Annotated in this window: 25 protein-coding genes and 1 tRNA gene; 15 read left to right on the top strand and 11 right to left on the bottom strand. The window is 67.3% G+C overall.

Annotation, left to right across the window (positions count from 1 at the left end):
- The first annotated feature begins 24 nt into the window (after window positions 1-24).
- From hemA to N7L95_RS10215, 6 genes are all read left to right on the top strand, one after another.
- Window positions 25-1,305 carry a glutamyl-tRNA reductase gene (hemA, locus tag N7L95_RS10190; RefSeq protein ID WP_301259711.1) on the top strand — a complete coding sequence of 427 codons (1,281 nt, stop codon included), beginning with the start codon at window positions 25-27 and terminating at the stop codon, window positions 1,303-1,305.
- 225 nt (window positions 1,306-1,530) lie between these two features.
- Entirely contained in the window at window positions 1,531-2,628 is a 1,098-nt protein-coding gene (gene prfA, locus N7L95_RS10195) for a peptide chain release factor 1 (RefSeq protein WP_301259712.1), read from the top strand.
- On the top strand, window positions 2,625-3,515 hold the full coding sequence (gene prmC / locus N7L95_RS10200) for a peptide chain release factor N(5)-glutamine methyltransferase (RefSeq protein ID WP_301259713.1): 891 nt from the start codon (window positions 2,625-2,627) through the stop codon (window positions 3,513-3,515). Before prfA ends, prmC begins: the two co-directional genes overlap by 4 nt.
- Window positions 3,516-3,729: 214 nt before the next feature.
- Window positions 3,730-4,395 (top strand): hypothetical protein, encoded by a 666-nt coding sequence (locus N7L95_RS10205; protein ID WP_301259714.1) that lies wholly within the window; start codon window positions 3,730-3,732, stop codon window positions 4,393-4,395.
- A 137-nt stretch (window positions 4,396-4,532) separates the two neighbouring features.
- Window positions 4,533-4,847, top strand: coding sequence for a Grx4 family monothiol glutaredoxin (gene grxD / locus N7L95_RS10210; RefSeq protein WP_301259715.1), 315 nt, complete (start codon window positions 4,533-4,535; stop codon window positions 4,845-4,847).
- Between the two features lie 49 nt (window positions 4,848-4,896).
- The gene (locus N7L95_RS10215; RefSeq protein ID WP_301259716.1) at window positions 4,897-5,460 is read left to right on the top strand and encodes a UbiX family flavin prenyltransferase; all 564 of its coding nucleotides are present in this window, start codon (window positions 4,897-4,899) and stop codon (window positions 5,458-5,460) included.
- A gap of 31 nt (window positions 5,461-5,491) precedes the next feature.
- On the opposite strand, the gene N7L95_RS10220 is transcribed toward N7L95_RS10215, so the two are convergent.
- Together N7L95_RS10220 and N7L95_RS10225 are read right to left on the bottom strand one after the other, a co-directional pair.
- Complete coding sequence (locus N7L95_RS10220; RefSeq protein ID WP_301260117.1) at window positions 5,492-6,064, bottom strand: lytic transglycosylase domain-containing protein; 573 nt, start codon at window positions 6,062-6,064, stop codon at window positions 5,492-5,494.
- Window positions 6,065-6,168: 104 nt separating this feature from the next.
- Window positions 6,169-7,914 carry a proline--tRNA ligase gene (locus N7L95_RS10225; RefSeq protein ID WP_301259717.1) on the bottom strand — a complete coding sequence of 582 codons (1,746 nt, stop codon included), beginning with the start codon at window positions 7,912-7,914 and terminating at the stop codon, window positions 6,169-6,171.
- 121 nt (window positions 7,915-8,035) lie between these two features.
- Here N7L95_RS10225 and N7L95_RS10230 point away from each other — a divergent pair, with 121 nt between their 5' ends.
- Window positions 8,036-8,638: an RNA pyrophosphohydrolase gene (locus tag N7L95_RS10230; RefSeq protein ID WP_301259718.1), complete on the top strand. Its 603-nt coding sequence runs from the start codon at window positions 8,036-8,038 to the stop codon at window positions 8,636-8,638.
- A 25-nt stretch (window positions 8,639-8,663) separates the two neighbouring features.
- Here the strand turns inward: N7L95_RS10230 and proB are convergent, their stop codons facing one another.
- From proB to rplU, 4 genes are all read right to left on the bottom strand, one after another.
- Window positions 8,664-9,782 (bottom strand): glutamate 5-kinase, encoded by a 1,119-nt coding sequence (gene proB, locus N7L95_RS10235; protein WP_301259719.1) that lies wholly within the window; start codon window positions 9,780-9,782, stop codon window positions 8,664-8,666.
- A gap of 41 nt (window positions 9,783-9,823) precedes the next feature.
- Complete coding sequence (obgE, locus tag N7L95_RS10240) at window positions 9,824-10,930, bottom strand: GTPase ObgE (protein ID WP_301259720.1); 1,107 nt, start codon at window positions 10,928-10,930, stop codon at window positions 9,824-9,826.
- Window positions 10,931-11,207: 277 nt separating this feature from the next.
- Window positions 11,208-11,465, bottom strand: coding sequence for a 50S ribosomal protein L27 (rpmA, locus tag N7L95_RS10245; protein ID WP_301259721.1), 258 nt, complete (start codon window positions 11,463-11,465; stop codon window positions 11,208-11,210).
- Window positions 11,466-11,499: 34 nt separating this feature from the next.
- Entirely contained in the window at window positions 11,500-11,811 is a 312-nt protein-coding gene (gene rplU / locus N7L95_RS10250) for a 50S ribosomal protein L21 (RefSeq protein ID WP_301259722.1), read from the bottom strand.
- Window positions 11,812-12,126: 315 nt separating this feature from the next.
- Here rplU and ispB point away from each other — a divergent pair, with 315 nt between their 5' ends.
- From ispB to N7L95_RS10290, 8 genes are all read left to right on the top strand, one after another.
- On the top strand, window positions 12,127-13,056 hold the full coding sequence (gene ispB, locus N7L95_RS10255; RefSeq protein WP_301260118.1) for an octaprenyl diphosphate synthase: 930 nt from the start codon (window positions 12,127-12,129) through the stop codon (window positions 13,054-13,056).
- Window positions 13,057-13,172: 116 nt separating this feature from the next.
- A tRNA-Pro gene (locus N7L95_RS10260) sits at window positions 13,173-13,249 on the top strand.
- Between the two features lie 184 nt (window positions 13,250-13,433).
- A complete protein-coding gene (pilB, locus tag N7L95_RS10265) occupies window positions 13,434-15,152 on the top strand; it encodes a type IV-A pilus assembly ATPase PilB (protein WP_301259723.1) in 1,719 nt (572 codons plus the stop codon).
- 43 nt (window positions 15,153-15,195) lie between these two features.
- The gene (locus N7L95_RS10270; protein WP_301259724.1) at window positions 15,196-16,416 is read left to right on the top strand and encodes a type II secretion system F family protein; all 1,221 of its coding nucleotides are present in this window, start codon (window positions 15,196-15,198) and stop codon (window positions 16,414-16,416) included.
- Window positions 16,417-16,431: 15 nt separating this feature from the next.
- Window positions 16,432-17,286, top strand: coding sequence for a prepilin peptidase (locus tag N7L95_RS10275; RefSeq protein WP_301259725.1), 855 nt, complete (start codon window positions 16,432-16,434; stop codon window positions 17,284-17,286).
- A 36-nt stretch (window positions 17,287-17,322) separates the two neighbouring features.
- Complete coding sequence (gene coaE, locus N7L95_RS10280) at window positions 17,323-17,928, top strand: dephospho-CoA kinase (RefSeq protein WP_301259726.1); 606 nt, start codon at window positions 17,323-17,325, stop codon at window positions 17,926-17,928.
- A 148-nt stretch (window positions 17,929-18,076) separates the two neighbouring features.
- A complete protein-coding gene (gene zapD, locus N7L95_RS10285; protein ID WP_301259727.1) occupies window positions 18,077-18,832 on the top strand; it encodes a cell division protein ZapD in 756 nt (251 codons plus the stop codon).
- Window positions 18,832-19,053, top strand: coding sequence for a DNA gyrase inhibitor YacG (locus N7L95_RS10290; protein WP_301259728.1), 222 nt, complete (start codon window positions 18,832-18,834; stop codon window positions 19,051-19,053). The genes zapD and N7L95_RS10290 overlap by 1 nt, the downstream gene beginning before the upstream one ends.
- Before the next feature lie 33 nt (window positions 19,054-19,086).
- On the opposite strand, the gene N7L95_RS10295 is transcribed toward N7L95_RS10290, so the two are convergent.
- From N7L95_RS10295 to N7L95_RS10315, 5 genes are all read right to left on the bottom strand, one after another.
- Window positions 19,087-19,530 (bottom strand): NUDIX domain-containing protein, encoded by a 444-nt coding sequence (locus tag N7L95_RS10295; RefSeq protein ID WP_301259730.1) that lies wholly within the window; start codon window positions 19,528-19,530, stop codon window positions 19,087-19,089.
- Window positions 19,527-20,432, bottom strand: coding sequence for an ATP-binding protein (locus N7L95_RS10300; protein WP_301259731.1), 906 nt, complete (start codon window positions 20,430-20,432; stop codon window positions 19,527-19,529). The genes N7L95_RS10295 and N7L95_RS10300 overlap by 4 nt, the downstream gene beginning before the upstream one ends.
- A gap of 63 nt (window positions 20,433-20,495) precedes the next feature.
- Window positions 20,496-21,158: a ligase-associated DNA damage response endonuclease PdeM gene (pdeM, locus tag N7L95_RS10305; RefSeq protein WP_301259732.1), complete on the bottom strand. Its 663-nt coding sequence runs from the start codon at window positions 21,156-21,158 to the stop codon at window positions 20,496-20,498.
- The gene (slmA, locus tag N7L95_RS10310) at window positions 21,158-21,799 is read right to left on the bottom strand and encodes a nucleoid occlusion factor SlmA (RefSeq protein ID WP_301259733.1); all 642 of its coding nucleotides are present in this window, start codon (window positions 21,797-21,799) and stop codon (window positions 21,158-21,160) included. The genes pdeM and slmA overlap by 1 nt, the downstream gene beginning before the upstream one ends.
- A gap of 26 nt (window positions 21,800-21,825) precedes the next feature.
- Complete coding sequence (locus tag N7L95_RS10315) at window positions 21,826-22,509, bottom strand: pyrimidine 5'-nucleotidase (RefSeq protein WP_301259734.1); 684 nt, start codon at window positions 22,507-22,509, stop codon at window positions 21,826-21,828.
- Window positions 22,510-22,591: the final 82 nt, after the last annotated feature.

Raw genomic sequence — 22,591 nt, forward strand, 5'->3', positions numbered from 1 at the left:
GCTGGCAATTTTATAATCCGTCCCATGAGCGTTTTCGCCCTCGGACTGAACCATACGACCGCCCCCGTCGACCTCCGGGGGCGTTTTGCGTTCACCCTCGAACAACTGGGGCCGACGCTGCACAACCTGCGCGAGCGCATCAGCCTGCGGCCCGAAGCGGCGCTCATCTCGACCTGCAACCGCACCGAGCTGTACTGTGCCGCACCCACCGAGCTGGTGCGACCCGCCATGGATTGGCTGGCCGGCCTGGGTGGTGTGGGCAGCGCCGAGCTGTCGCAGCATGCCTATGTGCTGCAGGGCGGCCAGGCGGCCCGGCATGCCTTCCGGGTGGCCAGCGGGCTCGACTCCATGGTGCTGGGCGAGCCGCAGATCCTCGGCCAGATGAAGCAGGCGGTGCGCGAGGCCGATGCCGCCGGCACGCTGGGCACCACGCTGCACCAGCTGTTCCAGCGCTCCTTTGCGGTCGCCAAGGAAGTGCGCACTTCCACCGAGATCGGCGCGCATTCGATCAGCATGGCCGCCGCCGCCGTGCGGCTGGCCAGCCAGCTGTTCGAGGACCTGCGCGACGTCAAGGTGCTGTTCGTCGGTGCTGGCGAGATGATCGAGCTGGCCGCCACCCATTTCGCGGCCAAGGCGCCCAAGGCGATGGCGGTGGCCAACCGCACCCTGGAGCGCGGCGAGAAGCTGGCCACGCATTTCAGCGCCGAGGCCATGCGCCTGGCCGACCTGCCGAGCCGGCTGCACGAGTTCGACGTGGTGGTGTCCTGCACCGCCAGCTCGGTGCCCATCATCGGGCTGGGGGCGGTGGAGCGGGCCCTGAAGGCGCGCAAGCACCGGCCCATGTTCATGGTTGACCTGGCGGTGCCGCGCGACATCGAGCCCGAGGTGTCGCGGCTGGACGACGTCTATCTCTACACGGTCGACGACCTGTCCGCCGTGGTGCAGACGGCCGGCGAGAAGCGCCAGGCCGCAGTGGCCCAGGCCGAGGCCATCATCGAAACCGGCGTGCAGAGCTTCGTGAACTGGCTCGACCAGCGCTCCACCGTGCCGCTGATCCAAGCCCTCAACGCCCAGGCCGACGAATGGCGCGCAGCCGAGATCGCGCGCGCCCGCAAGGCGATCGCCCGCGGCGCCGATGTCGAGGAGGTGCTGGACGCCCTCTCCCGCGGCCTGACCCAGAAGATGCTGCACGGCACCATGGCCGAGCTGCACAGCGCCGATGCGCAGCACCGGCAGCAGCTGGCCGATACCGTCTCGCGGCTGTTCCTGCGCGGGCTGACCAAGCCCGGCGACGGCCGTCGCTGAGATGCCGCGCCGCACCGTGATGGCCCATGCCATGATGCCGAGCCGGATCGCCGCCCTGCACCGAGCCGGCTGCCCTCACCGAGGGCCGGCCCGGCCGCGGCGCCCGGCGCCCGGCCGGCTGGCGCCCGCCCTGGGCCAAACCGCTCTCTAGCCCCGCCGTCCGCCGGATGCCGGACGGGGCCGCCGCGCCCCTCCATCCGGCAGCCGGCGGGCCGAAAGCCCCCGATGAAAAACGCCCTGCGCCACCAACTCGAACGATACGTCCAGCGCCTGCACGACCTGGACGCGGTGCTGGCCGCACCCGACGTGCTGAGCGACATCACCCGCTTCCGTGGCCTGACCCGGGAGCACGCCGAGGTGGCCGCGGTGGCCCAGCGCTACGACCGCTACCTGCAGCGCGAGCGCGACCTGGCCGGTGCACGCGAGATGCTGTCCGACCCCGACATGGCCGAGATGGCCCGCGAGGAGATTGCCGCCGCCGAGGCCGACCTGCAGCGCCTGGAAGGCGAGCTGCAACGCTCGCTGCTGCCGCGCGACCCGGACGACAGCCGCAACGTCTTCCTCGAAATCCGCGCCGGCACCGGCGGCGACGAATCGGCCCTGTTCGCCGGCGACCTGCTGCGCATGTACCTGCGCCATGCCGAGCGCCAGGGCTGGCGCTGCGAGCTGATGTCGTCCAGCGAATCGGACCTGGGCGGCTACAAGGAAGTGGTGGCCCGCATCGAGGGCGAGGATGTCTACGCCCAGCTCAAGTTTGAATCAGGCGGCCACCGGGTGCAGCGCGTGCCGGCCACCGAGACGCAGGGCCGCATCCACACCAGCGCCTGCACCGTGGCGGTGATGCCCGAGCCGGACGAAGCCGAAGAAGTGGCCATCAACCCGGCCGACCTGCGCATCGACACCTTCCGGGCCAGCGGCGCCGGCGGGCAGCATGTGAACAAGACCGAGTCGGCCATTCGCATCACCCACCTGCCCACCGGCATCGTGGCCGAATGCCAGGACGACCGCTCCCAGCACCGCAACAAGGCCAAGGCCATGGCCGTGCTGTCGGCCCGGCTGCGCGACCGCGAACGCAGCGAGCGCCAGGCCAAGGAGGCCGCCACCCGCAAGAGCCTGGTGGGCAGCGGCGACCGCAGCGACCGCATTCGCACCTATAACTTCCCACAGGGCCGGCTGACCGACCACCGCATCAACCTGACGCTCTACCGGCTGCAGGCGGTGATGGATGGCGACCTGGCCGAGGTGATCGGCGCCCTGCGCACCGCCCGCGAGGCCGAACAGCTGGCCGAGCAGCTCGACGCGCTCGAGCTGGGCGGCTCATGAGCGCCGGCGCCCCCGCCTCGCCGCCGGCCAGGGCCGCGAGCATCGCCGCCGCAGCCAGCGTGGCGGCCGCCTGGCAGGCCGCCGTGCAGAACGGCCTGGGCCGAATCGACGCCCAGGCCCTGCTGGCCCATGTCCTCGGCTTGCCGGTGGAGCGGGCGCGTGCCTGGTTGCTCGCACACGACACCGACCCGCTGCCCGCCGCCGCGGCCGCCCGCTATGCCGAGCTGGCGGGCCGGCGCGCCCACGGTGAGCCGCTGGCCTACCTGGTCGGTGAGAAGGAGTTCTTCGGCCTGCGCCTGGCGGTTTCGCCGGCCGTCCTGGTGCCCCGTCCCGACACCGAGACGCTGGTGGACTGGGCGCTGGAACTGGCCCGCCCCTGGCCCATCCCCCGGCTGGCCGACCTGGGCACCGGCAGCGGCGCCATTGCGCTGGCCCTCCGGCAGGCCCTGCCCGCCGCCGACGTTTGCGCCGTCGACATCAGCGAAGCCGCCCTGGCTGTGGCCCGCCTCAACGGCGAGCGCCTGGGGCTGCCGGTGCGCTGGCTGCACGGCTCGTGGTGGCAGGCCTTCGCGGGCCAGCCCGAGGCCCGCTTCGATCTGGTGGTCAGCAATCCGCCCTACATCGCCGAGGACGACCCGCACCTGCCGGCGCTGCGGCATGAGCCGCGCGGCGCACTCACGGCCGGCCCGCGCGGCCTGGACGACCTGGCGCAGATCGTGGCCGGCGCACCCGCCCACCTGGAGGAGGGCGGCTGGCTGCTGATGGAACACGGCCACGAGCAGGCCGCTGCGGTGCAGCAACTGCTTGGCGAGGCCGGCTTCCGGTCCATCGCGACCCGCCACGACCTGGCCGGCCGGCCCCGCTGCACCGGAGGCCGCCGGCGCTGACGCGCCCGGCCACGACCCCCACATCGCCGGCGCCAGCGGACCAAACAGCGGCACCCCGCGCAGCGACGCGCGGCCTCCCGAAATGAAGGCAGACAACTTCGTTCTGCCCTCTTGGCGAGGACGGCGGGCAGGTCTACGATCACTTCATCATCGTTGTGCCACGTGCATGCCGCCCGCTCCTGCGGGAGGCGGCATGTATTGCAAGGAGCGAGCCATGAAGCTGTCCCGGTTGGTTCACCTTGTCGCTGCCGGTGCCGCTGCGGCACTCGGCCTGCCCGCCAGCGCCGCCGAGGCGGTGCTGGCCGTGCGGGTGGAGGGTCCGGGCCTGCACTTCTCGCAGGCCGTCCCGCTTGGCCATACCGCCGAAGACGCTCCGGCGCCTGGCGTGGCGCGCTACCTCACCCGTCCCGGCCTGCGCCGGACCGCCGCCTACAGCGAGTCCCGCCCGGCCTGGAGCGACTGGTCGGTGCTGGGCGACTTCTACTTCCGCCGCGACCTGGGGCTGCGGGCCACGGGCGGCGTCCTGGGGGCCGATGCCCCGCGCCTGGCCGCCAGCCAAGGCAGCGGCCACGGCCTGAGCCTGGCCAGCAGCGGCGCCCGCACCTCGCCCACCCTGGGCGTGGAAAAGCGCAGCAGCGCCCTGCCCTACCTGGGCATGGGCTACTCGGAGCTGGCCGCCGCCGGCGGCTGGGGCTTCTTCGCCGACGTCGGCGTGGTGATGCTCAAGCCCAAGTCCAACATCAAGCTGGGCAACGACGCCGGCAGCGCCTGGTTCATCAGCGAAGAGGGCCGCCGCGACGGTGAACTCGACCTGCCGCGGCTGCTGGGCGACTGGCGGCTGTCGCCGCTGGTGCAGGTGGGGGTGTCGTACTCGTTCTGATCGCGGTCTGCCGCGACGCGCGCCACCGCGGCGGTAACGCCGCAGGCATGCGCTCGGACATCGCGCCAGCGCAAAGGGCGGCGCACTGATTTGCTCTATAAAGTGGGCTGATTCCCGATCCTCTATTCACAACCACCATGAGCGACGTTCAGCAACGCATCGACGATCTCGTCAAGAACCACCGGGTGGTGCTCTTCATGAAGGGCACTGCGCAATTTCCGATGTGCGGCTTCTCCGGCCGCGCCGTCCAGATCATCAAGGCCTGCGGCGTGACCGACCTGAAGACGGTCAACGTGCTGGAGGACGAAGAAATCCGCCAGGGCGTGAAGGAATATGCCAACTGGCCAACCATCCCCCAGCTCTACGTCGATGGCGAATTCATCGGCGGCTCGGACATCATGATGGAGATGTACCAGGCCGGCGAGCTGCAGGACGTGCTGCGCGCCGCGTGAACGCCAGTCCCCGCCCGGCACCCGTCGCCCGCTCAGGTGCGGTTCTGCGATGAGCGGCCGCCTCGTTGTCGGCATCACCGGCGCCAGCGGCGCCATCTACGGCGTGCGCCTGCTGCAGCGCCTGCGCGCGCTGGGCGTGCAGACCCACCTGGTGGCCACGCCGGCCGGCATTCTCAACGTGCACCATGAACTGGGCCTCGACCGGCGCGAACTCGAGGCGCTGGCCGATGTCGCTCACAACCCGGCCGACATCGGCGCGGCGATCGCCAGCGGCAGCTTCGCGGCCGATGGCATGCTGGTGGCGCCCTGCTCGATGAAGACACTGGCCGCGGTGGCCCACGGCCTGTGTGACAACCTGCTGACCCGGGCGGCCGACGTGACCCTCAAGGAACGCCGGCGCCTGCTGCTGATGGTGCGCGAGACCCCCTTCAACCTGGCCCACCTGCGCAACATGACCGCGGTCACCGAGATGGGCGGCATCGTCTTTCCGCCGCTGCCGGCCTTCTACCACCGGCCACAAAGCATCGACCAGCTGGTCGACGACACGGTGGAGCGCGCATTGGCACTGGTGGGCCTGCCGCAGGCGCGCCCGCGCGAATGGCAGGGCCTTTGAGCCGGGCCGGGCGCGGCCGCCGCTTCTGCCCCTATTCCCGATACTCCCAGAGCCGGCGCGACGCAAACACCGCGTCCGGGTACGGCGAGCGCCCGCGGCTCCCGTTGTAGCGGCCCAGGCTGAGGAAGAGATCGCCACGCTCGATGTCGAGGTAGTGGCGCAGGATCACGCAGCCGAAGCGCAGGTTGGTCTGCATGTGGAAGAGCTTGTTCGGGTCGCCGTCGCCGATCAGCCGGGTCCAGAACGGCATCACCTGCATGTAGCCGCGAGCGCCGACGCTGCTGATGGCGTACTTGCGGAAGCCGCTTTCCACCTGGATCAGGCCCAGCACCAGCGCCGTCTCCAGCCCGGCGCGACGGCTCTCGTACCAGACCGTCTCCAGGAATTCGAGCCGGGTCTGGGTGTCGAGCTTGCGCTTGGACAGCCGCTCGCTCATCGCACCCAGCCAGCGCAGGTAGCGCAGCCGATCCTCGATGTTCGTGAACACCGCCTTCGGTGGCGCGGTATTGGCCACCGCCGCCGACAACGCCGTCTTCACCGCGTTGGCCAGCGGCTCCTCGACCTGCCCGCCGGCGCGCGCCGGCAGTGGCAGGCCGGCGGCCATGCAGGCAGCCGCGCCGCCGCCCAGCACGAGGCGCCGCCTCACGGCGCCAGCCTCATCCAGCGGTGCGGCGGTGGCCTCCGCCCCACGGCGGCCCGGCACCGGCCTCATGCCGCCAGCTTGCCCTTCAGCAGGGCCAGCACTTCGGCGGGCGGCACTGCGGTGGCCTGTGCATCGCGGCGGCCCTGGTATTCGAGCTTGCCTTCCTTCAGGCCGCGGTCGGAGATGACCACCCGGTGCGGCACACCGATCAGTTCCCAGTCGGCGAACATGGCGCCCGGGCGCTCGCCGCGATCGTCCAGCAGCACGTCCACGCCCAGCCCGGCCAGCTCATCATGCAGCTGTTGCGCGGCGGCCTGGACCTCGGCCGAGCGATCCATGCCGATCGGGCAGATCACCACCGCGAAAGGCGCCATCGCGGTCGGCCAGATGATGCCGCGCTCGTCGTGGTTCTGCTCGATGGCCGCGCCCAGGATGCGCGTCACGCCGATGCCGTAGCAGCCCATCTCCATCGGGCGCGGCTTGCCGTTCTCGTCCAGGTAGTTGGCATTCATCGCTGCCGAGTACTTGGTGCCAAGGTAGAACACGTGGCCCACCTCGATGCCGCGCTGGATGGCGAGCGTGCCCTGGCCATCGGGCGAGGGATCCCCCTCCACCACGTTGCGCAGGTCGGCCACCAGGTCGGGCTCGGGCAGGTCGCGGCCCCAGTTCACCCCGGTCAGGTGGTAGTCGGCCTCGTTGGCACCGCAGACGAAGTCGGCCATGTTGGCTACCGTCCGGTCCGCCACGACCTTCACCGGGTGCTTGAGGCCGACCGGGCCCAGATAACCGGGCCGGCAGCCGAAATGGGCCGCGATCTCCGCCTCGGTGGCGAAGCGGAAACCCGCCTTCAGGCCGTCGACCTTGCCCGCCTTGACTTCGTTCAGGTCGTGGTCGCCGCGCACCAGCAGCAGCCAGACGGTGGTCTTGGTGATGTCGCCAGCCGCGTTCTTCTCGTCGGTGGCAAGCACCAGCGACTTCACGGTCTGCGACAGCGGCAAGCCCAGCAGCTCGGCCACCGCGGCGCAGGTGCTCTTGCCCGGCGTCGCGGTGCGCTCCATGGCCTGGGTCGGCGCTGCGCGCGAGGGCAGCAGCGAAACGGCCTCGGCCAGCTCGATGTTGGCGGCATAGTCCGACTGCGGGCTGTAGACGATCGCGTCCTCGCCGGTCTCGGCAATCACCTGGAACTCGTGCGAGCGGTCGCCGCCGATCGCGCCGGTGTCGGCCGCCACCGCGCGGTACGTCAGGCCCAGGCGGTCGAAGATGCGACAGTAGGCGGCGTACATCGCGTCGTAGCTGCGGCCGGCCGACTCGACGTCACGGTCGAAGGAATAGGCGTCCTTCATCGTGAACTCGCGCCCGCGCATGATGCCGAAACGAGGCCGGCGCTCGTCGCGGAACTTGGTTTGGATGTGATAGAAATTTTTCGGCAGCTGGCGGTAGCTGCGCAGTTCCTGCCGCGCGATGTCGGTGATGACCTCCTCCGACGTCGGCTGGATGATGAAGTCGCGCTCGTGCCGATCCTTCACCCGCAGCAGCTCGGGGCCCATCTTGTCCCAGCGCCCGGTCTCCTGCCACAGCTCGGCCGGCTGCACCACCGGCATCAACAGCTCCACCGCACCGGCCCGGTTCATCTCCTCACGGATGATGTTCTCCACCTTTCGGATGACTCGCAGGCCCATCGGCATGTAGTTGTAGATGCCGGCGCCGAGCCGCTTGATCAGGCCGGCGCGCATCATCAGCTTGTGGCTCACGACCTCCGCATCGGCAGGCGCTTCTTTCAGAGTGGAAATAAAAAACTGAGAGGCTTTCATGGATGGATCATGGCCTGACCCGAGCAGGCCGGGCAAGCAGGAGGCTGAGGACTACGGAGGGGGTTGAAACCGCACCCGCCGGTGCAATAATGGTTTCAGTTGACAAAATTGAGGTTTGATTATGCTCGACAGGGAAGGCTTCCGGCCCAACGTCGGCATCATCCTGCTCAACCAGAGGAACCAGGTTTTTTGGGGCAAGCGGATCCGCACGCACTCTTGGCAGTTCCCCCAAGGGGGCATCAAACACGGTGAGAGCCCCGAGCAGGCGATGTACCGTGAGCTGCACGAAGAAGTCGGGCTCCTGCCCGAGCACGTGCGCATCCTCGCCCGGACCCGGGACTGGTTGCGCTACGAGGTGCCCGAGCACTACATCCGCCGCGACGCCCGCGGCCACTACCGGGGCCAGAAACAGATCTGGTTCCTGCTGCAGCTGACCGGCCGCGATTGCGACATGAACCTGAGGGCGACGGACCATCCTGAGTTCGACGCCTGGCGCTGGAACGAGTACTGGGTGCCGCTGGACGTGGTGATCGAGTTCAAGCGCGACGTCTACCAGATGGCGCTGACTGAATTGGCGCGCTTCCTGCCGCGCGCCAACCACCACAACCGCTACCTGCGCGGCGGCATGCGCCCCCACTCACCGCGCGAGGAGCCGCGCCTGGAGCGCGGTGCCGCCCAGGTGCTGGCCGACCCGAGCGACGACGAGCTCAACAGCGGCGCCTGAGGCAGCCGCTGTCGCCTGCCCCGCGTCAGGCCAGCACCAGGTTGTCGCGGTGGATCATCTCCGGCTCGCCGGTGAAGCCCAGCAGGCGCTCGAACTCGCTGGACGGCTTGCGCGCGATCAGCCGCGCCTCGCTGCTGGAGTAGTTGGCGAGGCCGCGGGCCACCTCCAGCCCGTCGGCCGAACGCACCGCGATGACGTCGCCGCGCGCGAACTCGCCCGCCACCTCCACCATGCCGATCGGCAGCAGGCTTTTGCCTTCGTCGCGCAGCTTTGCAACGGCGCCCGCATCGATCACCACGGCGCCTCGCAGTTGCAGATGGTCGGCCATCCATTGCTTGCGCGCGGCGAGCTTGGGCGTGCGCGCATGCAGCAAGGTGCCGATTGGCTCGCCTGCAGCCAGCCGCAGCAAGACGTCGGGCTCGCGCCCCCAGGCAATGACGGTGGAAGCGCCACTGCCGGCGGCACGCTTGGCGGCAAGGATCTTGGTGATCATGCCGCCCTTGCCGATGCTGGAGCCCGCCCCGCCGGCCATGCGCTCCAGTTCCGGCGTGCCGGCCTCCGCCTCGTCGATGAAGCGAGCTGAGGGGTCCTTGCGGGGATCGGCCGAGTACAGGCCTTTCTGGTCGGTCAGGATCACCAGCGCGTCCGCTTCCACCAGGTTGGCCACCAGGGCACCCAGCGTGTCGTTGTCACCGAACTTGATCTCGTCGGTGACCACCGTGTCGTTCTCGTTGATGACCGGCAGCACGCGCAGCCGCAGCAGCGTCAGCAGCGTCGAGCGGGCGTTGAGGTAGCGCTCCCGGTCGGCCAGGTCGGCATGTGTCAGCAGCACCTGTGCACTGCCCATGCCGTATTCGCGCAGCTGCGTCTCGTAGATCTGGGCCAGTCCCATCTGCCCGACCGCTGCCGCCGCCTGCAACTCGTGCAGCTCCTTCGGCCGGGCCGCCCAGCCCAGGCGCTTCATGCCTTCGGCAATGGCGCCGCTGGAGACCATCACCACCTCGCGGCCCTGCCCAGCCAGCGCGGCCAGTTGGCGGCACCAGTGGCCGATGGCCACCGCGTCCACCCCCCGGCCTTCGTTGGTCACCAGGCTGGAGCCCACCTTCACGACGATACGTCGCGCGTTTTTGAGCACGTCACTCATTGCGGCAAGAAAAGCTAGCGGGAAGAAGCAGACAGGAAGACTCAGCGAAAGCGCGGATCGTCCGACGGCGGAACGGCGTCAGGTGGCGACTCGGGCGGGGCGACGAAGCGCACATCGGGCACTTCCACCGGCGGGCGGCGTTCCGCCGCTACATGCTGGTAGACCGCCTGAATCAGGCTTTCACATCCCTCGCGGGTGAGGGCCGAGATCTGGTAGACCGGACCCTTCCACTTCAGCCGCTTGACGAAGTCCTTGACGCGCTGCTCGCGCTCCTCGGCGGGCACCATGTCGACCTTGTTCAGCACCAGCCAGCGCGGCTTCTCGTACAAGGCCTGGTCGTACTTCTTCAGCTCGGCAACGATGGCCTTGGCCTGCGCCACCGGATCGACCGCTTCATCGAAGGGCGCGAAGTCCACGAGATGCAGCAACAGCCGGGTGCGCTGCAGGTGGCGCAGGAACTGGTGCCCCAGCCCCGCACCTTCGGCGGCGCCTTCGATCAGGCCCGGGATATCGGCCACGACGAAGCTCTGCTCGGCCGCCACGCGCACCACCCCGAGGTTGGGATGCAAGGTGGTGAACGGATAGTCCGCAATCTTGGGCCGCGCGTTCGAGATCGCGGCGATCAGGGTCGATTTGCCCGCGTTGGGCATGCCCAGCAGGCCCACATCGGCCAGCAGGCGCAACTCCAGCTTCAGCCGCTTCTGCTCCCCCGGCCAGCCGGGCGTCTTCTGCCGCGGCGCGCGGTTGGTGCTCGACTTGTAGTGCAGGTTGCCGAAGCCGCCGTCGCCGCCTTTGGCCAGCATGACCTTCTCGTCCGGCACCAGCAGCTCGGTGATCACCTCACCGGTGTCTGCGTCGCTGATGATGGTGCCCACCGGCATGCGCAGCACGATGTCCTCGGCCGCCGCGCCGAACTGGTCGGAGCCCCGGCCCTGCTCGCCGTTGCGCGCCTCGTGGCGCCGGGCGTAGCGGAAGTCGATCAGCGTATTCAGGTTGGGATCGGCAACGACATAGACATGTCCACCGCGTCCGCCGTCCCCACCGTTGGGGCCGCCGAAGGGGATGAACTTCTCGCGCCGAAAGCTTATGCAGCCGCTGCCGCCGTTGCCGGCAGCCACGTCGATATAAGCTTCGTCTACAAATTTCATGATGGTGTGTCCGACTTGGGGAGGGGCGCTGTCCGCCCCTGCCAGACCGCGGGTCGCGACCAGTGGGCAGGCAGCAGGGGGCAGCAGCCACCACCGACGCACAGGCCTGCGGGCAGATGACGCGGATGCACCGGCAACCTTGGCCACCGTTCGTCCGCCGCCACGCCTGGCTTGCGCCGACCCGTCGATGGTACTTCAGGCACGGCTCCGTTTCAGGAGGCCGCGCAAACGACAAAGCCCCGGAAGGCCGGGGCTTTGTCTATGCAGAGCGCGAAGCTCAGACCGGCGTGATGCTGACGGTCTTGCGGTTGAGCGGGCCCTTCACCGAGAAGGTGACCTCGCCGTCCACCAGGGCGAACAGCGTGTGGTCGCGACCGGTCGACACATTGGTGCCGGCATGGAAGCGCGTGCCGCGCTGGCGCACGATGATGGAACCCGCCGAGACGATCTGGCCGCCGAAGGCCTTCACGCCGAGCATCTTCGGTTGGGAGTCGCGGCCGTTCCGGGTGGAACCGCCGCCTTTTTTCTGTGCCATGGTTGATAGCTCCTTGAACTGTTGCCGACGGGACTCAGACGCTCAGCGCGCCGATTTCCAGTTCGGTGTAGGTCTGGCGATGACCTTGATGCTTCTGGTAGTGCTTGCGACGACGCATCTTGAAGATGCGCACTTTGTCGTGCTTGCCATGAGCGACCACCGTCGCCTTCACACTTGCGCCAGCAACCAAGGGCGTGCCGATCTTCAGGTCGGCGCCGTTACCAACGGCGAGCACCTGGTCGATCACGATCTCTTGGCCAACTTCCGCAGCAATCTGTTCTACCTTGATCTTCTCGCCTGCAGCAACCTTGTATTGTTTGCCGCCGGTTTTTATGACCGCGTACATATCAGCCCCTTCAAGAGCCCGAAGGCTCACACATGCGGCAGACCCGAAAGGTCTGCACCAATAAGATAACCCGGCCTTTTTGGCCGAGCCGGCGATTGTAGCACGGTCGCTCCGGCCAACCCGGCAGGATTGCACACCCCCCGCCCGCACCCGCCGCCCTCGCAGGGCCGGCACGCCCCGCCATGCGCCGGTCGTGCGCCGCGGCGAACACGCTCCCTATAATTTGCGCACTCTGCTTCAAGGTCTCGCGTGTCTGTCGCCTCTCCCACCACCTCCGTCCCATCCCGCCACCTCCTCTCGGTCGTCTCTGACGAGATGGGCGAAGTCGACAAGGTGATTCGCCAGCGACTGGCCTCCGAGGTGGTGCTGATCAACCAGATCTCTGACTACATCATCAGCGCCGGCGGCAAGCGCATTCGCCCGATGCTCGTGCTGCTGTTCGCCAACGCGCTCGGCTTCCAGGGTCGCGAGCGCTTCGAGATGGCAGCGGTCGTCGAGTTCATCCACACCGCTACGCTGCTGCACGACGATGTGGTCGACGAGTCCGAGTTGCGCCGAGGACGCGACACCGCGAACGCGCTGTTCGGCAACGCACCCAGCGTGCTGGTCGGCGACTTCCTCTACTCGCGCGCCTTCCAGATGATGGTGTCGGTCAATCGCATGCGCGTGCTCGAGGTGCTGGCCGATGCGACGAACATCATTGCCGAAGGCGAGGTCCTGCAGCTGATGAACATGCACGACCCGGACATCGACATTCCCGCCTACCTCAAGGTCATCCGCTACAAGACCGCCAAGCTGTTCGAAGCCAGCGCCCGGCTGGGCGCGGTACTGGCGGATGCCCCCCGTGACATCGAGGATGCCTGCGCCGACTACGGCCGCAGCCTCGGCACCGCCTTCCAGCTGATCGACGACATGCTGGACTACCAGGGCTCCACCGCCGAACTCGGCAAGAACGTTGGCGACGACCTGCGCGAAGGCAAGCCCACGCTGCCGCTGCTGCTGGCCATGGAACGTGGCACGCCGGAGCAGCGCGAGTTCATCCGCCAGGCCATCCAACAAGGCGAGGTCGAACGGCTGCCCGAGATCATCCGCATCGTCTCCGAGACCGGCGCGCTGGAGGCAACCCGCGACGCCGCGCGTGTCGAAGCCGACCTGGCCCGCGCCACTTTGCAGGCGATACCCCCTTCGCCTTATCGAGAAGCTCTGCTAGAATTATGCGTTCGCTCGATCGACAGGTCTTCTTGACGATGTGAAGAAGATGCTTCGAAGCAGCGAGCACCGCAAAACGACTTCGACAAACCGCTGTCTTTTTTGTTAGACTGTCGGGCTCTTGTAGAAGACCGGTTTGCCGGTTCACACAACGGGGTGTAGCTTAGCCTGGTAGAGCGCTACGTTCGGGACGTAGAGGCCGGAGGTTCGAATCCTCTCACCCCGACCAGATTTTTCGTCTGTGTCTTCTCATGTGTCGATTTGCCGCCAAGCTGCGGTTTATTGCACGGTAGCAATCCCCCTCCTCGGTTTACAGTGCAAGGCGAATCAGCGATGATTCGCCGGCTTTTGGCGCTCCCAGGAGGCCTCTTTCGAGCACTGTTGCTCGGCTTGCGCTGAGATTTCCCAAATTCATGGACACACTGGCTGAGGCTCCCAACCTGACCCTGTCTGGCGTTGCGCGAGTGCTTGTGAATGCGGGCAAGCTCAACGCCAAGACCGCGGAAGACCTGGCGAAGGCCGCCAAGGAAAAGAACACGAGCTTCATCGCGGCCGTCATCGCGGCCGGCGCTGTTTCTTCGACCGACCTCGCTCATGCGCTGTCGACCGCCTTCTCCCTGCCCCTGATCGACCTGTCGGCGGTCGATGCCACCAAGCTGCCACGCAACCTCATCGAGGCGAAGTTGGCTGCACAGTACCAGGTGGCGGTGCTCGGCAAGCGCGGCAGCCGGCTGTTTGTCGCCGGCGCCGACCCGACCAACCAGGAAGCGCTGGAGCGCATCAAGTTCGCGACGCAGCTGACACCCGAGTGGGTGGTCGTCGAGCACGACAAGCTGGTCAAGCTGCTGGAGAGCAGTGGCGCCAATGCGAGCGAGGCACTCGACAACATCGTCGGTGGCGAGTTCGACTTCGAGGTCACGGACGAAGAAAGCACGCCCCAGGAATCGCAAGAGGTCACCACCGATGTGGAGGATGCGCCGGTCGTGCGCTTCCTGCAGAAGATGCTGATCGACGCCATCAACCTGCGCGCCTCCGACCTGCATTTCGAGCCCTACGAGCAGAACTACCGCGTGCGCTTTCGCGTCGACGGCGAGTTGCGTGAGATCACCCAGCCGCCGATCGCCATCAAGGAAAAGCTGGCGTCCCGCATCAAGGTCATCTCCCGGCTCGACATTGCCGAAAAACGTGTGCCGCAAGACGGTCGCATGAAGCTGAAGTTCGGCAACCGGGCCATCGACTTCCGGGTCAGCACGCTGCCGACGCTGTTCGGCGAGAAGATCGTGATCCGGATTCTCGACCCCTCCAGTGCGAAGCTCGGCATCGAGGCCCTGGGCTATGAGAAGGAAGAGAAGGACCGGCTGCTGAAGGCCATTGAGCGTCCCTACGGTATGGTCCTGGTGACCGGCCCGACCGGGAGTGGCAAAACCGTGTCGCTGTACACCTGCCTCAACATGCTCAACAAGCCGGGCGTGAACATCTCGACCGTGGAGGACCCGGCCGAAATCAACCTGCCGGGCATCAACCAGGTCAATGTGAATGACAAGGCCGGCCTCAACTTCTCGACCGCACTGAAGGCCTTCCTCCGCCAGGATCCGGACGTCATCATGGTCGGCGAAATTCGCGACCTCGAGACGGCTGACATCGCGATCAAGGCCGCGCAGACCGGCCACATGGTGATGTCGACGTTGCATACGAACGACGCACCGACGACTTTGACTCGTTTGCGCAACATGGGGGTCGCCCCATTCAATATCGCGTCGAGCGTGATATTGATCACAGCACAGCGCCTGGCGCGCCGACTGTGTGAAAGTTGCAAATCGCCGGCGACCTATCCGAAAGAAGCCTTGCTGCGTGCGGGATTCAAGGATTCGGACCTCGACGGAACGTGGAAACCTTATCGCGCAGTTGGCTGCAGTAATTGCAACAATGGGTATAAAGGTCGTGTCGGCCTTTACCAAGTGATGCCGATCTCCGAAGAGATTCAGCGCATCATCCTGGCCGACGGGAGCGCGATGGACATTGCCGCACAAGCCCAGAAAGAGGGAGTGCGCGATCTCCGCCAGGCAGGGCTGCTGAAGGTCAAACTGGGCGTCACCACGCTGGAAGAAGTGATCTCGGTCACGAACGAATAGACACCGACGAGTTGGAGTAGGGGTGGTGAGCCCCGGAGGCATCATGGCAACGGCTGCTGCGGCAAAAAAGGTTCAGGAATTCGTATTCGAGTGGGAAGGCAAGGACCGCAATGGCAAGCCTGTGCGCGGCGAAATGCGCGCGGGCGGCGAAGCGATGGTCAGTGCCAGCCTGCGTCGCCAGGGCGTGCTGATCACCAAGGTGAAGAAGCGCCGCATGGGCGGTGGCAAGGCCATCCAGCAGAAGGACATCGCCATCTTCACCCGCCAGCTGGCGACCATGATGCGCGCCGGCGTGCCGCTGCTGCAATCGTTCGACATCGTCGGCCGGGGCAGCGCCAATCCGAAGCTGACGCGTCTGCTGAACGACATCCGCACGGACATCGAGACCGGCACGAGCCTGTCTTCGGCCTTCCGCAAGCATCCGCTGTACTTCGATGCGCTGTATTGCAACCTGGTGGAAGCCGGTGAGGCCGCGGGTATTCTCGAGACCCTGCTGGAACGTCTCGCCGTTTACCAGGAAAAGACGCTGGCCATCAAGGCCAAGATCAAGTCGGCCCTGATCTACCCGGTGTCGGTGATGGTGGTGGCCTTCATCGTGGTGGCCGTGATCATGATTTTCGTGATCCCTGCCTTCAAGGACGTGTTCAAGTCTTTCGGTGCCGACCTGCCGGCACCGACGCTGTTTGTCATCGCGATGTCGGAGTTTTTCGTCGCCTACTGGTGGCTGATCTTCGGCACGCTGATCGGCGGCACCTATTTCTTCTTCGAGTCCTGGAAACGCTCGGAGAAGATGCAACGGACGATGGACCGCCTGCTGCTGCGGGTGCCGGTCTTCGGCTCGCTGGTCTACAAGTCGGCCGTCGCCCGCTGGACCCGCACACTGGCCACGATGTTCGCCGCCGGCGTGCCGCTGGTGGAAGCGCTGGACTCGGTCGGCGGCGCCTCCGGCAATGCCGTCTTCACCGAAGCCACCGAGAAGATCCAGAAGGACGTGTCCACCGGTTCCAGCCTGACCATGTCCATGCAGTCCACCGGCATCTTCCCGATCATGGTGCTGCAGATGTGCTCCATCGGTGAGGAATCGGGCTCGATCGACCACATGCTGAACAAGGCCGCCGAGTTCTACGAGGCGGAGGTCGACGAAGCGGTCAAGGGTCTGTCCAGCCTGATGGAGCCCATCATCATCGTCGTGCTCGGCAGCCTGATCGGCGGCATCGTCGTGTCGATGTACCTGCCCATCTTCAAGCTCGGCCAGGTGGTCTGATCCCCCGCCGCGACCATGAGTCCTGACGTCTGGAGCTGGTGGTGCTCGCCAGCCGCGCTGGCCGTGCTCGGCCTGTGCGTCGGCAGCTTCCTGAATGTGGTCATCTACCGGCTGCCGGTGATGCTCGAGCGCGACTGGCGCTGCCAGTGCGCCGAGCTGCTGAAGCAGGAGATCGAGGACGCCGGCCCGCCCCTGTCTCTGTCCAAGCCGCGTTCCCGCTGCCCGAAGTGCGGCCACGTGTTGCGCTGGTACGAGAACATCCCGGTACTGGGCTGGCTGGGGCTGAAAGGCCGCTGCTCCGGTTGCAAGACGCGCATCCCGGCGCGTTACCCGCTGGTCGAGGCATTGACTGGCGTGTTGTTCGCAGCGGTCGCCTGGAAGGTCGGGCCCCAACCCCAGGCCTTGCTGTGGTGCGGCGCGGTCGCGGCCTTCATTGCGCTGGCCTTCATTGACTGGGACACCACCTTCCTGCCTGACGACATCACGCAACCCCTGCTCTGGGCCGGCATCATCGCCGCTGCCATGGGCTGGACCTTGCCTTTGCTGGATTCGCTATGGGGCGCCGTTGCCGGCTACCTGTCGCTCTGGAGCGTGAACCAGCTCTACAAGCGGGTGCGCAAGGAAGACGGCATGATGGATGGCGACTTCAAGCTGCTCGCCGGCATCGGCGCCTGGCTCGGCTGGACCATGCTGCTGCCGGTGCTGATCGCAGCCTGTGTGGCGGGCATCATCGGCTGGGCCGGCCTGAAGCTCACCGGCGCGCTGCATGAGGGGCGCTATGTGCCCTTCGGCCCCTTCCTGAGCGCGGCGGCGATTGCCGCCTTCCTGATCGGCCCGGAAACCGTCAAGGACTGGCTGGGCTGGTACTAGCCAGGCGACCGCGCACCACGAAACCGGAGCCCCACGATGCTCTTCCCGCAACGACTCGGCTTGACGGGCGGCATCGGCAGCGGCAAAAGCACTGTGGCCGGGCTGCTGGCCCGGTTGGGCGCCTGGGTGGTCGACACCGACGCCATATCGCGCAGCCTCAGCGCGGCAGGCGGCAGCGCCATCCCAGCGCTGCAGGCCACCTTCGGCGATGACTTCATCGACAGCAGCGGCGCGCTGGACCGGGCCCGCATGCGCGATCTGGTGTTCCGCGATCCGTCCGCACGCCAGCGGCTGGAACAGCTGCTGCACCCGCTGATTGGCCAGGAAACCGTGCGCCAGGCCGCGCTCGCTGCGCCGGGCCAGATGGTTGTCTTCGACGTGCCGCTGCTGGTCGAGTCGGGGCGCTGGCCGGCCTTGGTCGACGCGGTGCTGGTGGTCGACTGCAGCGTCGCCACCCAGGTTGAACGGGTCACCCGCCGTTCGGGCCTGGCACCCGCGGAGGTCGAGCGCATCATCGCGCAGCAGGCGACGCGGGAACAGCGCGCGGCAGCGGCAGACGCCATCATTCACAACGATGGACTGTCCCTGACTGAACTGGAAGCCGAGGTCCAGGCCTTGTGGAACCGCTGGCATACCGGTTGAAACCGTTCATCTAGTCACCCTCAGGGCGTTACAGCGAGCCCTTGGCTGTTACGGTGTCTGACTTGCGCATGGTTTCGGGCAAAAGCCTGTGAAACAATGCCGCGAAGCTTCGCCACCGACGGCTGCCCGGCGGCCGAGGGAACCTGCCTTGATACTGTACGAATACCCCTTCAACGAGAGCATCCGCACGATGCTGCGGCTTGAGCACTTGTTCGACCGGCTGGCTCTGTTGCTGACCCGGGAAGCGGCCGTGGACCACCACTTCGCGATCGCGACGATGTTCGAGATCATCGATGTCGCCTCCCGTGCCGACCTGAAGTCCGACCTGCTCAAGGAGCTGGAACGCCAGAAGGCCCAGCTCAGTGCCTTCCGCGGCAACCCGTCCATCTCCGAGCAGGCGCTCGACGAGGTGGTGGCCCGCATCGACCACGCCTTCAACGGCTTGAACCAGTTGCCCGGCAAGGCCGGACATGCGCTCACCACCAATGAGTGGCTGATGAGCATCCGCAGCCGCATCAGCATCCCCGGCGGCACCTGCGAGTTCGACTTGCCAGCCTACTACGCCTGGCAGCAACTGCCGGCCGAGCGCCGCCAGGCCGACCTGCAGCAATGGACCGCCAGCCTGATGCCGCTGGCCGAGGCGCTGAAGGTGCTGCTTTCCCTGCTGCGCGACTCGGGCATGCCCCACAAGGTGATGGCCCAGAATGGCCAATACCAGCAAAGCCTGCCGGCCGGCCGCAGCTTTTCGCTGCTGCGGGTGCGCATGGACCCGGCGCTGGGCATCATTCCCGAGATCAGCGGCCACCGCCTGATGGTGTCCATCCGGCTGATGCGCCAGGATGCCGAGGGCCGGCTGCGGCCGGCCAACGAATCATCGGCCGCCTTCGAACTCGCACTGTGCTGATGGACACACCTGCCCCGCCCCCGCCTCCCCGGCCGCGCACGGTGCGCTGCCCCGCCTGCCAGGGCGAGAGCCTGTTCTCGCCCGAGAACCCCTGGCGGCCGTTCTGCAGCCAGCGCTGCAAGAACCTCGACTTCGGTGCCTGGGCCAGCGAGAGCTACCGGGTCGGATCACCGCCCGGCCCTCAAGACCCGGAAGGCTCCGACGGAGAGCACCCCCACTGAAACGGGCCTGCGGGCCCTGCGGCGAGCTCCGGTTCAAGCGGCATGGGTAGGGCCGTCGAAGCCGCGCTCCTCGGCGAACCAGCGCAGGACCGGCACCGTGCCCGGCAGCACGGGCTGCACCGACACCGGCAGCGCCTGCCAGGCCATGGACTGCCGCTCGCGCATCTCGAATTCGCCGCTCCAGTCGTAGACCTTGCAGAAATGCAGGCGCACCAGGGCGTGCGGATAGTCGAACATCTCGATCTTCCAGGGATGGGCCGCACCGATGGTGATGCCCAGTTCCTCATGCAGCTCGCGCCGCAGGGCCTGCTCGACGGTCTCGCCGGCCTCCAGCTTGCCGCCCGGAAATTCCCAATACCCGGCGTAGACCTTGCCGTCGGGCCGGGAGGTCAGCAGGAAACGGCCCTCGCGATCGATCAGCACGCCAACGGCCACTTCGACCGGCTGGCGGCCCGGCGCATGCTCGACGGCGCTCATCGGGCCGCCTCGCCGTCGACCGCGGCCTGGTCGCCGCTGTCGGCGCGGCCAGCCAGATCACGGGCGAACTGGTAAGCCACCCGGCCCGATCGCGAGCCGCGCTCCAGCGCCCACACCAACGCTTCCTGGCGGGCGGCGGCAATCGCTTCCTCGGCGACACCGAAGCTGCGCAGCCATTGCGCCACGATGGCCAGGTATTCCTGCTGGCTGAAGGGATAGAAGCTGATCCACAGGCCGAAGCGCTCGGACAGCGAGATCTTTTCCTCCACCACCTCGCCGGGATGCACTTCGCCGTCCTCGGTGTGCTGGTAGCTGAGGTTCTCCTTCATGTACTCCGGCAGCAGGTGGCGCCGGTTCGACGTGGCGTAGACCAGCACGTTGGCCGACGCCGCCGACACCGAGCCGTCCAGGATGGACTTCAGCGCCTTGTAGCCCGGCTCGCCCTCATCGAAGCTGAGGTCGTCGCAGAAGACGATGAAGCGCTCCGGCCGCTCGGCCACCAGGTCGACGATGTCGGGCAGGTCCACCAGGTCGGTCTTGTCGACTTCGATCAGGCGCAGGCCCTGGGGGGCGAACTCGTTGAGGCAAGCCTTGATCAACGACGATTTGCCGGTGCCTCGTGCGCCGGTGAGCAGCGCGTTGTTGGCACTGCGTCCGGCGACGAATTGCGCCGTGTTGCGCAGCAGCCGCTCCTTCTGCCCATCGACCTCCTGCAGTTCCGACAAGCGGATGCCCGCCACATGGCGCACTGGCTCGATCAGCGCGCTGCTGCCGCGCTTGCGATAGCGAAAGGCGATAGAGGCAGTCCAGTCCGGAGCGGTGGGCGCATGCGGCAAGGCCGCCTCCAGGCGGGCCAGCAGGGCTTCGGCACGAGTGAACAGAGCGTCCAGGGCAGCAGACATGGTGGGGCGGCAGGCAGTTGAGGTGAAACAGCGAGCGCAGTGTAGCGGGCTGCCAGCGCCGGCTCAGCGAGGCGGCAGCTCGGCCACCCGGCCGTCGGCCGCCACGAACACCCGATCGTGCGGCAAGGGGTGCACCGCATGCATGCCGGTGAAACTGCCGAATGCCGGCAGCACGCCCAGCTCGGCCGAGAACCAGAAGCACGGCAGCCGCAGCCGGTCCAGCGCGCGGCCACCAAGGCGGACACAGGGATGCAGATGCCCCGCCAGTGCAACAGCCCCCGGCACGCTGCGTGGATGGTGGCACAGCGCCAGGCCTGCGAGCCGCCAGGGCTCGTCGACACACTCGATGCCGAGCGAGGCCGGCGGGTCGCCAGCCCGGTCGTCATGGTTGCCGCGCACCAGCACCAGTTGCTGGCGCAGGTGCCGTTCGCGCCACTGATGAAGCGCCGCCAACGTGGCCGGCGCATGGGCAGCCGCCGAATGCAGGAAGTCGCCCAGGAAGACCAGGCGCCGGGCAGCGGTGCGCTCGAGCAGGGCCGACAGGCGCTGCAGCGTCTCGCCGGTGGTGCCGTGCGGCACCGGCACACCCAGCCTGCGGAAAGCCTGGGCCTTGCCGATATGCACGTCCGCCACCAGCAGGGTGGCGTGCTCGGGCAGGAAGACCGCCTTCTCGGGCAGCAGCAGAAGCCGCTCACCGCCGAAGTCGAGCCCGGCCGCCTCCGGCATCACGCGCCGACGAACACCCTCAGGCTGGCTTCCAGGTGCTCGCTGGGCGAGCGCTTGAAGCCGGAGCGGGCGTAGCGATGCAGGCGTCCGACGATGAAGGCCGTCAGCGCCGAAGCCTGGGCCGCCGCGTCCACGGTGGGCGTGGCAGAGCCGCCGGCATCGGCCGCGCTGCGCAGGCTCTGGCGCAGCTGCGATTCGATGCGGTCGAAGAACTGGTTCATGCGGGCCAGCAGGCGCTCATGCTCGAAGACCAGTGCGTCGCCGACCATCACCCGCGTCATGCCGGGGTTGCGCTCGCCGAACTGCAGCACGACGGCTGCGATCTTCTGCGCCTGGCCGGTGCCCTGCGCCTCGCGCTCGACGATCTGGTTGACCAGCGTGAAGACGCTCTGCTCGATGAACTCGATCAGGCCTTCGAACATCTGCGCCTTGCTGGCAAAGTGCCGGTACAAGGCCGCCTCGCTGACTTCCAGCCGCGCAGCAAGCGCCGCGGTCGTCACCCGCTCGGAGCCCGGCTGCTCGAGCATGGCCGCGAGCGTTTGCAGGATCTGGATGCGCCGTTCACCGGGCTTGGGGCGCTTGCGCGCCGGCGCCTCGGACGTCGCATCCTCGGGAGGCAGGCCCTCAGTGGAAGCCGCCATATCAATTGGAGAAGTAGTATCTGACATCACAGCTCGCGTAACTTCTGTAGCGAGCGGATTCTCGCATGCACATAGCATGGTCGACGTCGCACGTAAACACCTACTTCGGGTCCGTGTGAATTGCGTCGCATGTATCGCTGCATCCAGACGGTTTTCATCCCCAAACCGCGTGCAGATTTCTGGTGAGCGAGGGTGTCTTCGACCAGGATGCAGCGGTGTGCCGGCACCTTGAGACGGGCCAGGACGTGCCGCAGCATGCGAGCATCGGGCTTGGGCCGGTACTGCCCGAACATGCACATGTCCTCGATGCACAACACGTCGTCGAAGCAGTCAGCGAGGCCCAGCGCATCCAGCACGCGGTGTGCATAGGCGGCCGGTGCATTCGTCAACACATACTTGCGGCCGGGCAGTTGCCGCAGGGCGGCCCGGTCATGGGCATGGGTGTGCAATTCGTCTTCCAGGCCCGGCAGCGCGTGGGTGTGCTTCAGGAAGTGCGGCGCATTCACCTGGTGGTGGCGCACCAGGCCCAGCAGCGTCGCGCCATAGCGGCGCCAGTAGTCGCGTCGCAGGAAATCCGCCTGTTCGCGGCTGACGCCCAGCTCGCGCACGATGTAGTCCGTCATCGCACGATCGATCATGCCGAAGGCGGCGCGCGAGGCGTCATGCAAGGTGTTGTCGAGGTCGAACAGCCAGACGGGGGTGGGTTTCATGAGACGCTCGTGACAACGGCCGCCCAGGGCGGCCGTCGAAAGACTTCCGGCCAGCCGCGGCGGCCCGGATGCCCCGCGACTG

Source organism: Eleftheria terrae (assembly GCF_030419005.1).
Lineage (GTDB): Bacteria > Pseudomonadota > Gammaproteobacteria > Burkholderiales > Burkholderiaceae_C > Caldimonas > Caldimonas terrae.

Coding starts and splice junctions, on each gene's coding strand:
- ispB (WP_301260118.1), top strand. CDS start 12,127: ATGGGCGAAGTCGACAAGGTGATTCGCCAGCGACTGGCCTCCGAGGTG.
- N7L95_RS10275 (WP_301259725.1), top strand. CDS start 16,432: ATGAGTCCTGACGTCTGGAGCTGGTGGTGCTCGCCAGCCGCGCTGGCC.
- coaE (WP_301259726.1), top strand. CDS start 17,323: ATGCTCTTCCCGCAACGACTCGGCTTGACGGGCGGCATCGGCAGCGGC.
- prfA (WP_301259712.1), top strand. CDS start 1,531: ATGAAAAACGCCCTGCGCCACCAACTCGAACGATACGTCCAGCGCCTG.
- N7L95_RS10300 (WP_301259731.1), bottom strand. CDS start 20,432: ATGTCTGCTGCCCTGGACGCTCTGTTCACTCGTGCCGAAGCCCTGCTG.
- obgE (WP_301259720.1), bottom strand. CDS start 10,930: ATGAAATTTGTAGACGAAGCTTATATCGACGTGGCTGCCGGCAACGGC.
- N7L95_RS10270 (WP_301259724.1), top strand. CDS start 15,196: ATGGCAACGGCTGCTGCGGCAAAAAAGGTTCAGGAATTCGTATTCGAG.
- N7L95_RS10230 (WP_301259718.1), top strand. CDS start 8,036: ATGCTCGACAGGGAAGGCTTCCGGCCCAACGTCGGCATCATCCTGCTC.
- pilB (WP_301259723.1), top strand. CDS start 13,434: ATGGACACACTGGCTGAGGCTCCCAACCTGACCCTGTCTGGCGTTGCG.
- N7L95_RS10295 (WP_301259730.1), bottom strand. CDS start 19,530: ATGAGCGCCGTCGAGCATGCGCCGGGCCGCCAGCCGGTCGAAGTGGCC.
- N7L95_RS10225 (WP_301259717.1), bottom strand. CDS start 7,914: ATGAAAGCCTCTCAGTTTTTTATTTCCACTCTGAAAGAAGCGCCTGCC.
- rplU (WP_301259722.1), bottom strand. CDS start 11,811: ATGTACGCGGTCATAAAAACCGGCGGCAAACAATACAAGGTTGCTGCA.
- N7L95_RS10205 (WP_301259714.1), top strand. CDS start 3,730: ATGAAGCTGTCCCGGTTGGTTCACCTTGTCGCTGCCGGTGCCGCTGCG.
- slmA (WP_301259733.1), bottom strand. CDS start 21,799: ATGGCGGCTTCCACTGAGGGCCTGCCTCCCGAGGATGCGACGTCCGAG.
- rpmA (WP_301259721.1), bottom strand. CDS start 11,465: ATGGCACAGAAAAAAGGCGGCGGTTCCACCCGGAACGGCCGCGACTCC.
- proB (WP_301259719.1), bottom strand. CDS start 9,782: ATGAGTGACGTGCTCAAAAACGCGCGACGTATCGTCGTGAAGGTGGGC.
- prmC (WP_301259713.1), top strand. CDS start 2,625: ATGAGCGCCGGCGCCCCCGCCTCGCCGCCGGCCAGGGCCGCGAGCATC.
- N7L95_RS10290 (WP_301259728.1), top strand. CDS start 18,832: ATGGACACACCTGCCCCGCCCCCGCCTCCCCGGCCGCGCACGGTGCGC.
- N7L95_RS10215 (WP_301259716.1), top strand. CDS start 4,897: ATGAGCGGCCGCCTCGTTGTCGGCATCACCGGCGCCAGCGGCGCCATC.
- pdeM (WP_301259732.1), bottom strand. CDS start 21,158: ATGCCGGAGGCGGCCGGGCTCGACTTCGGCGGTGAGCGGCTTCTGCTG.
- grxD (WP_301259715.1), top strand. CDS start 4,533: ATGAGCGACGTTCAGCAACGCATCGACGATCTCGTCAAGAACCACCGG.
- hemA (WP_301259711.1), top strand. CDS start 25: ATGAGCGTTTTCGCCCTCGGACTGAACCATACGACCGCCCCCGTCGAC.
- N7L95_RS10315 (WP_301259734.1), bottom strand. CDS start 22,509: ATGAAACCCACCCCCGTCTGGCTGTTCGACCTCGACAACACCTTGCAT.
- N7L95_RS10220 (WP_301260117.1), bottom strand. CDS start 6,064: ATGGCCGCCGGCCTGCCACTGCCGGCGCGCGCCGGCGGGCAGGTCGAG.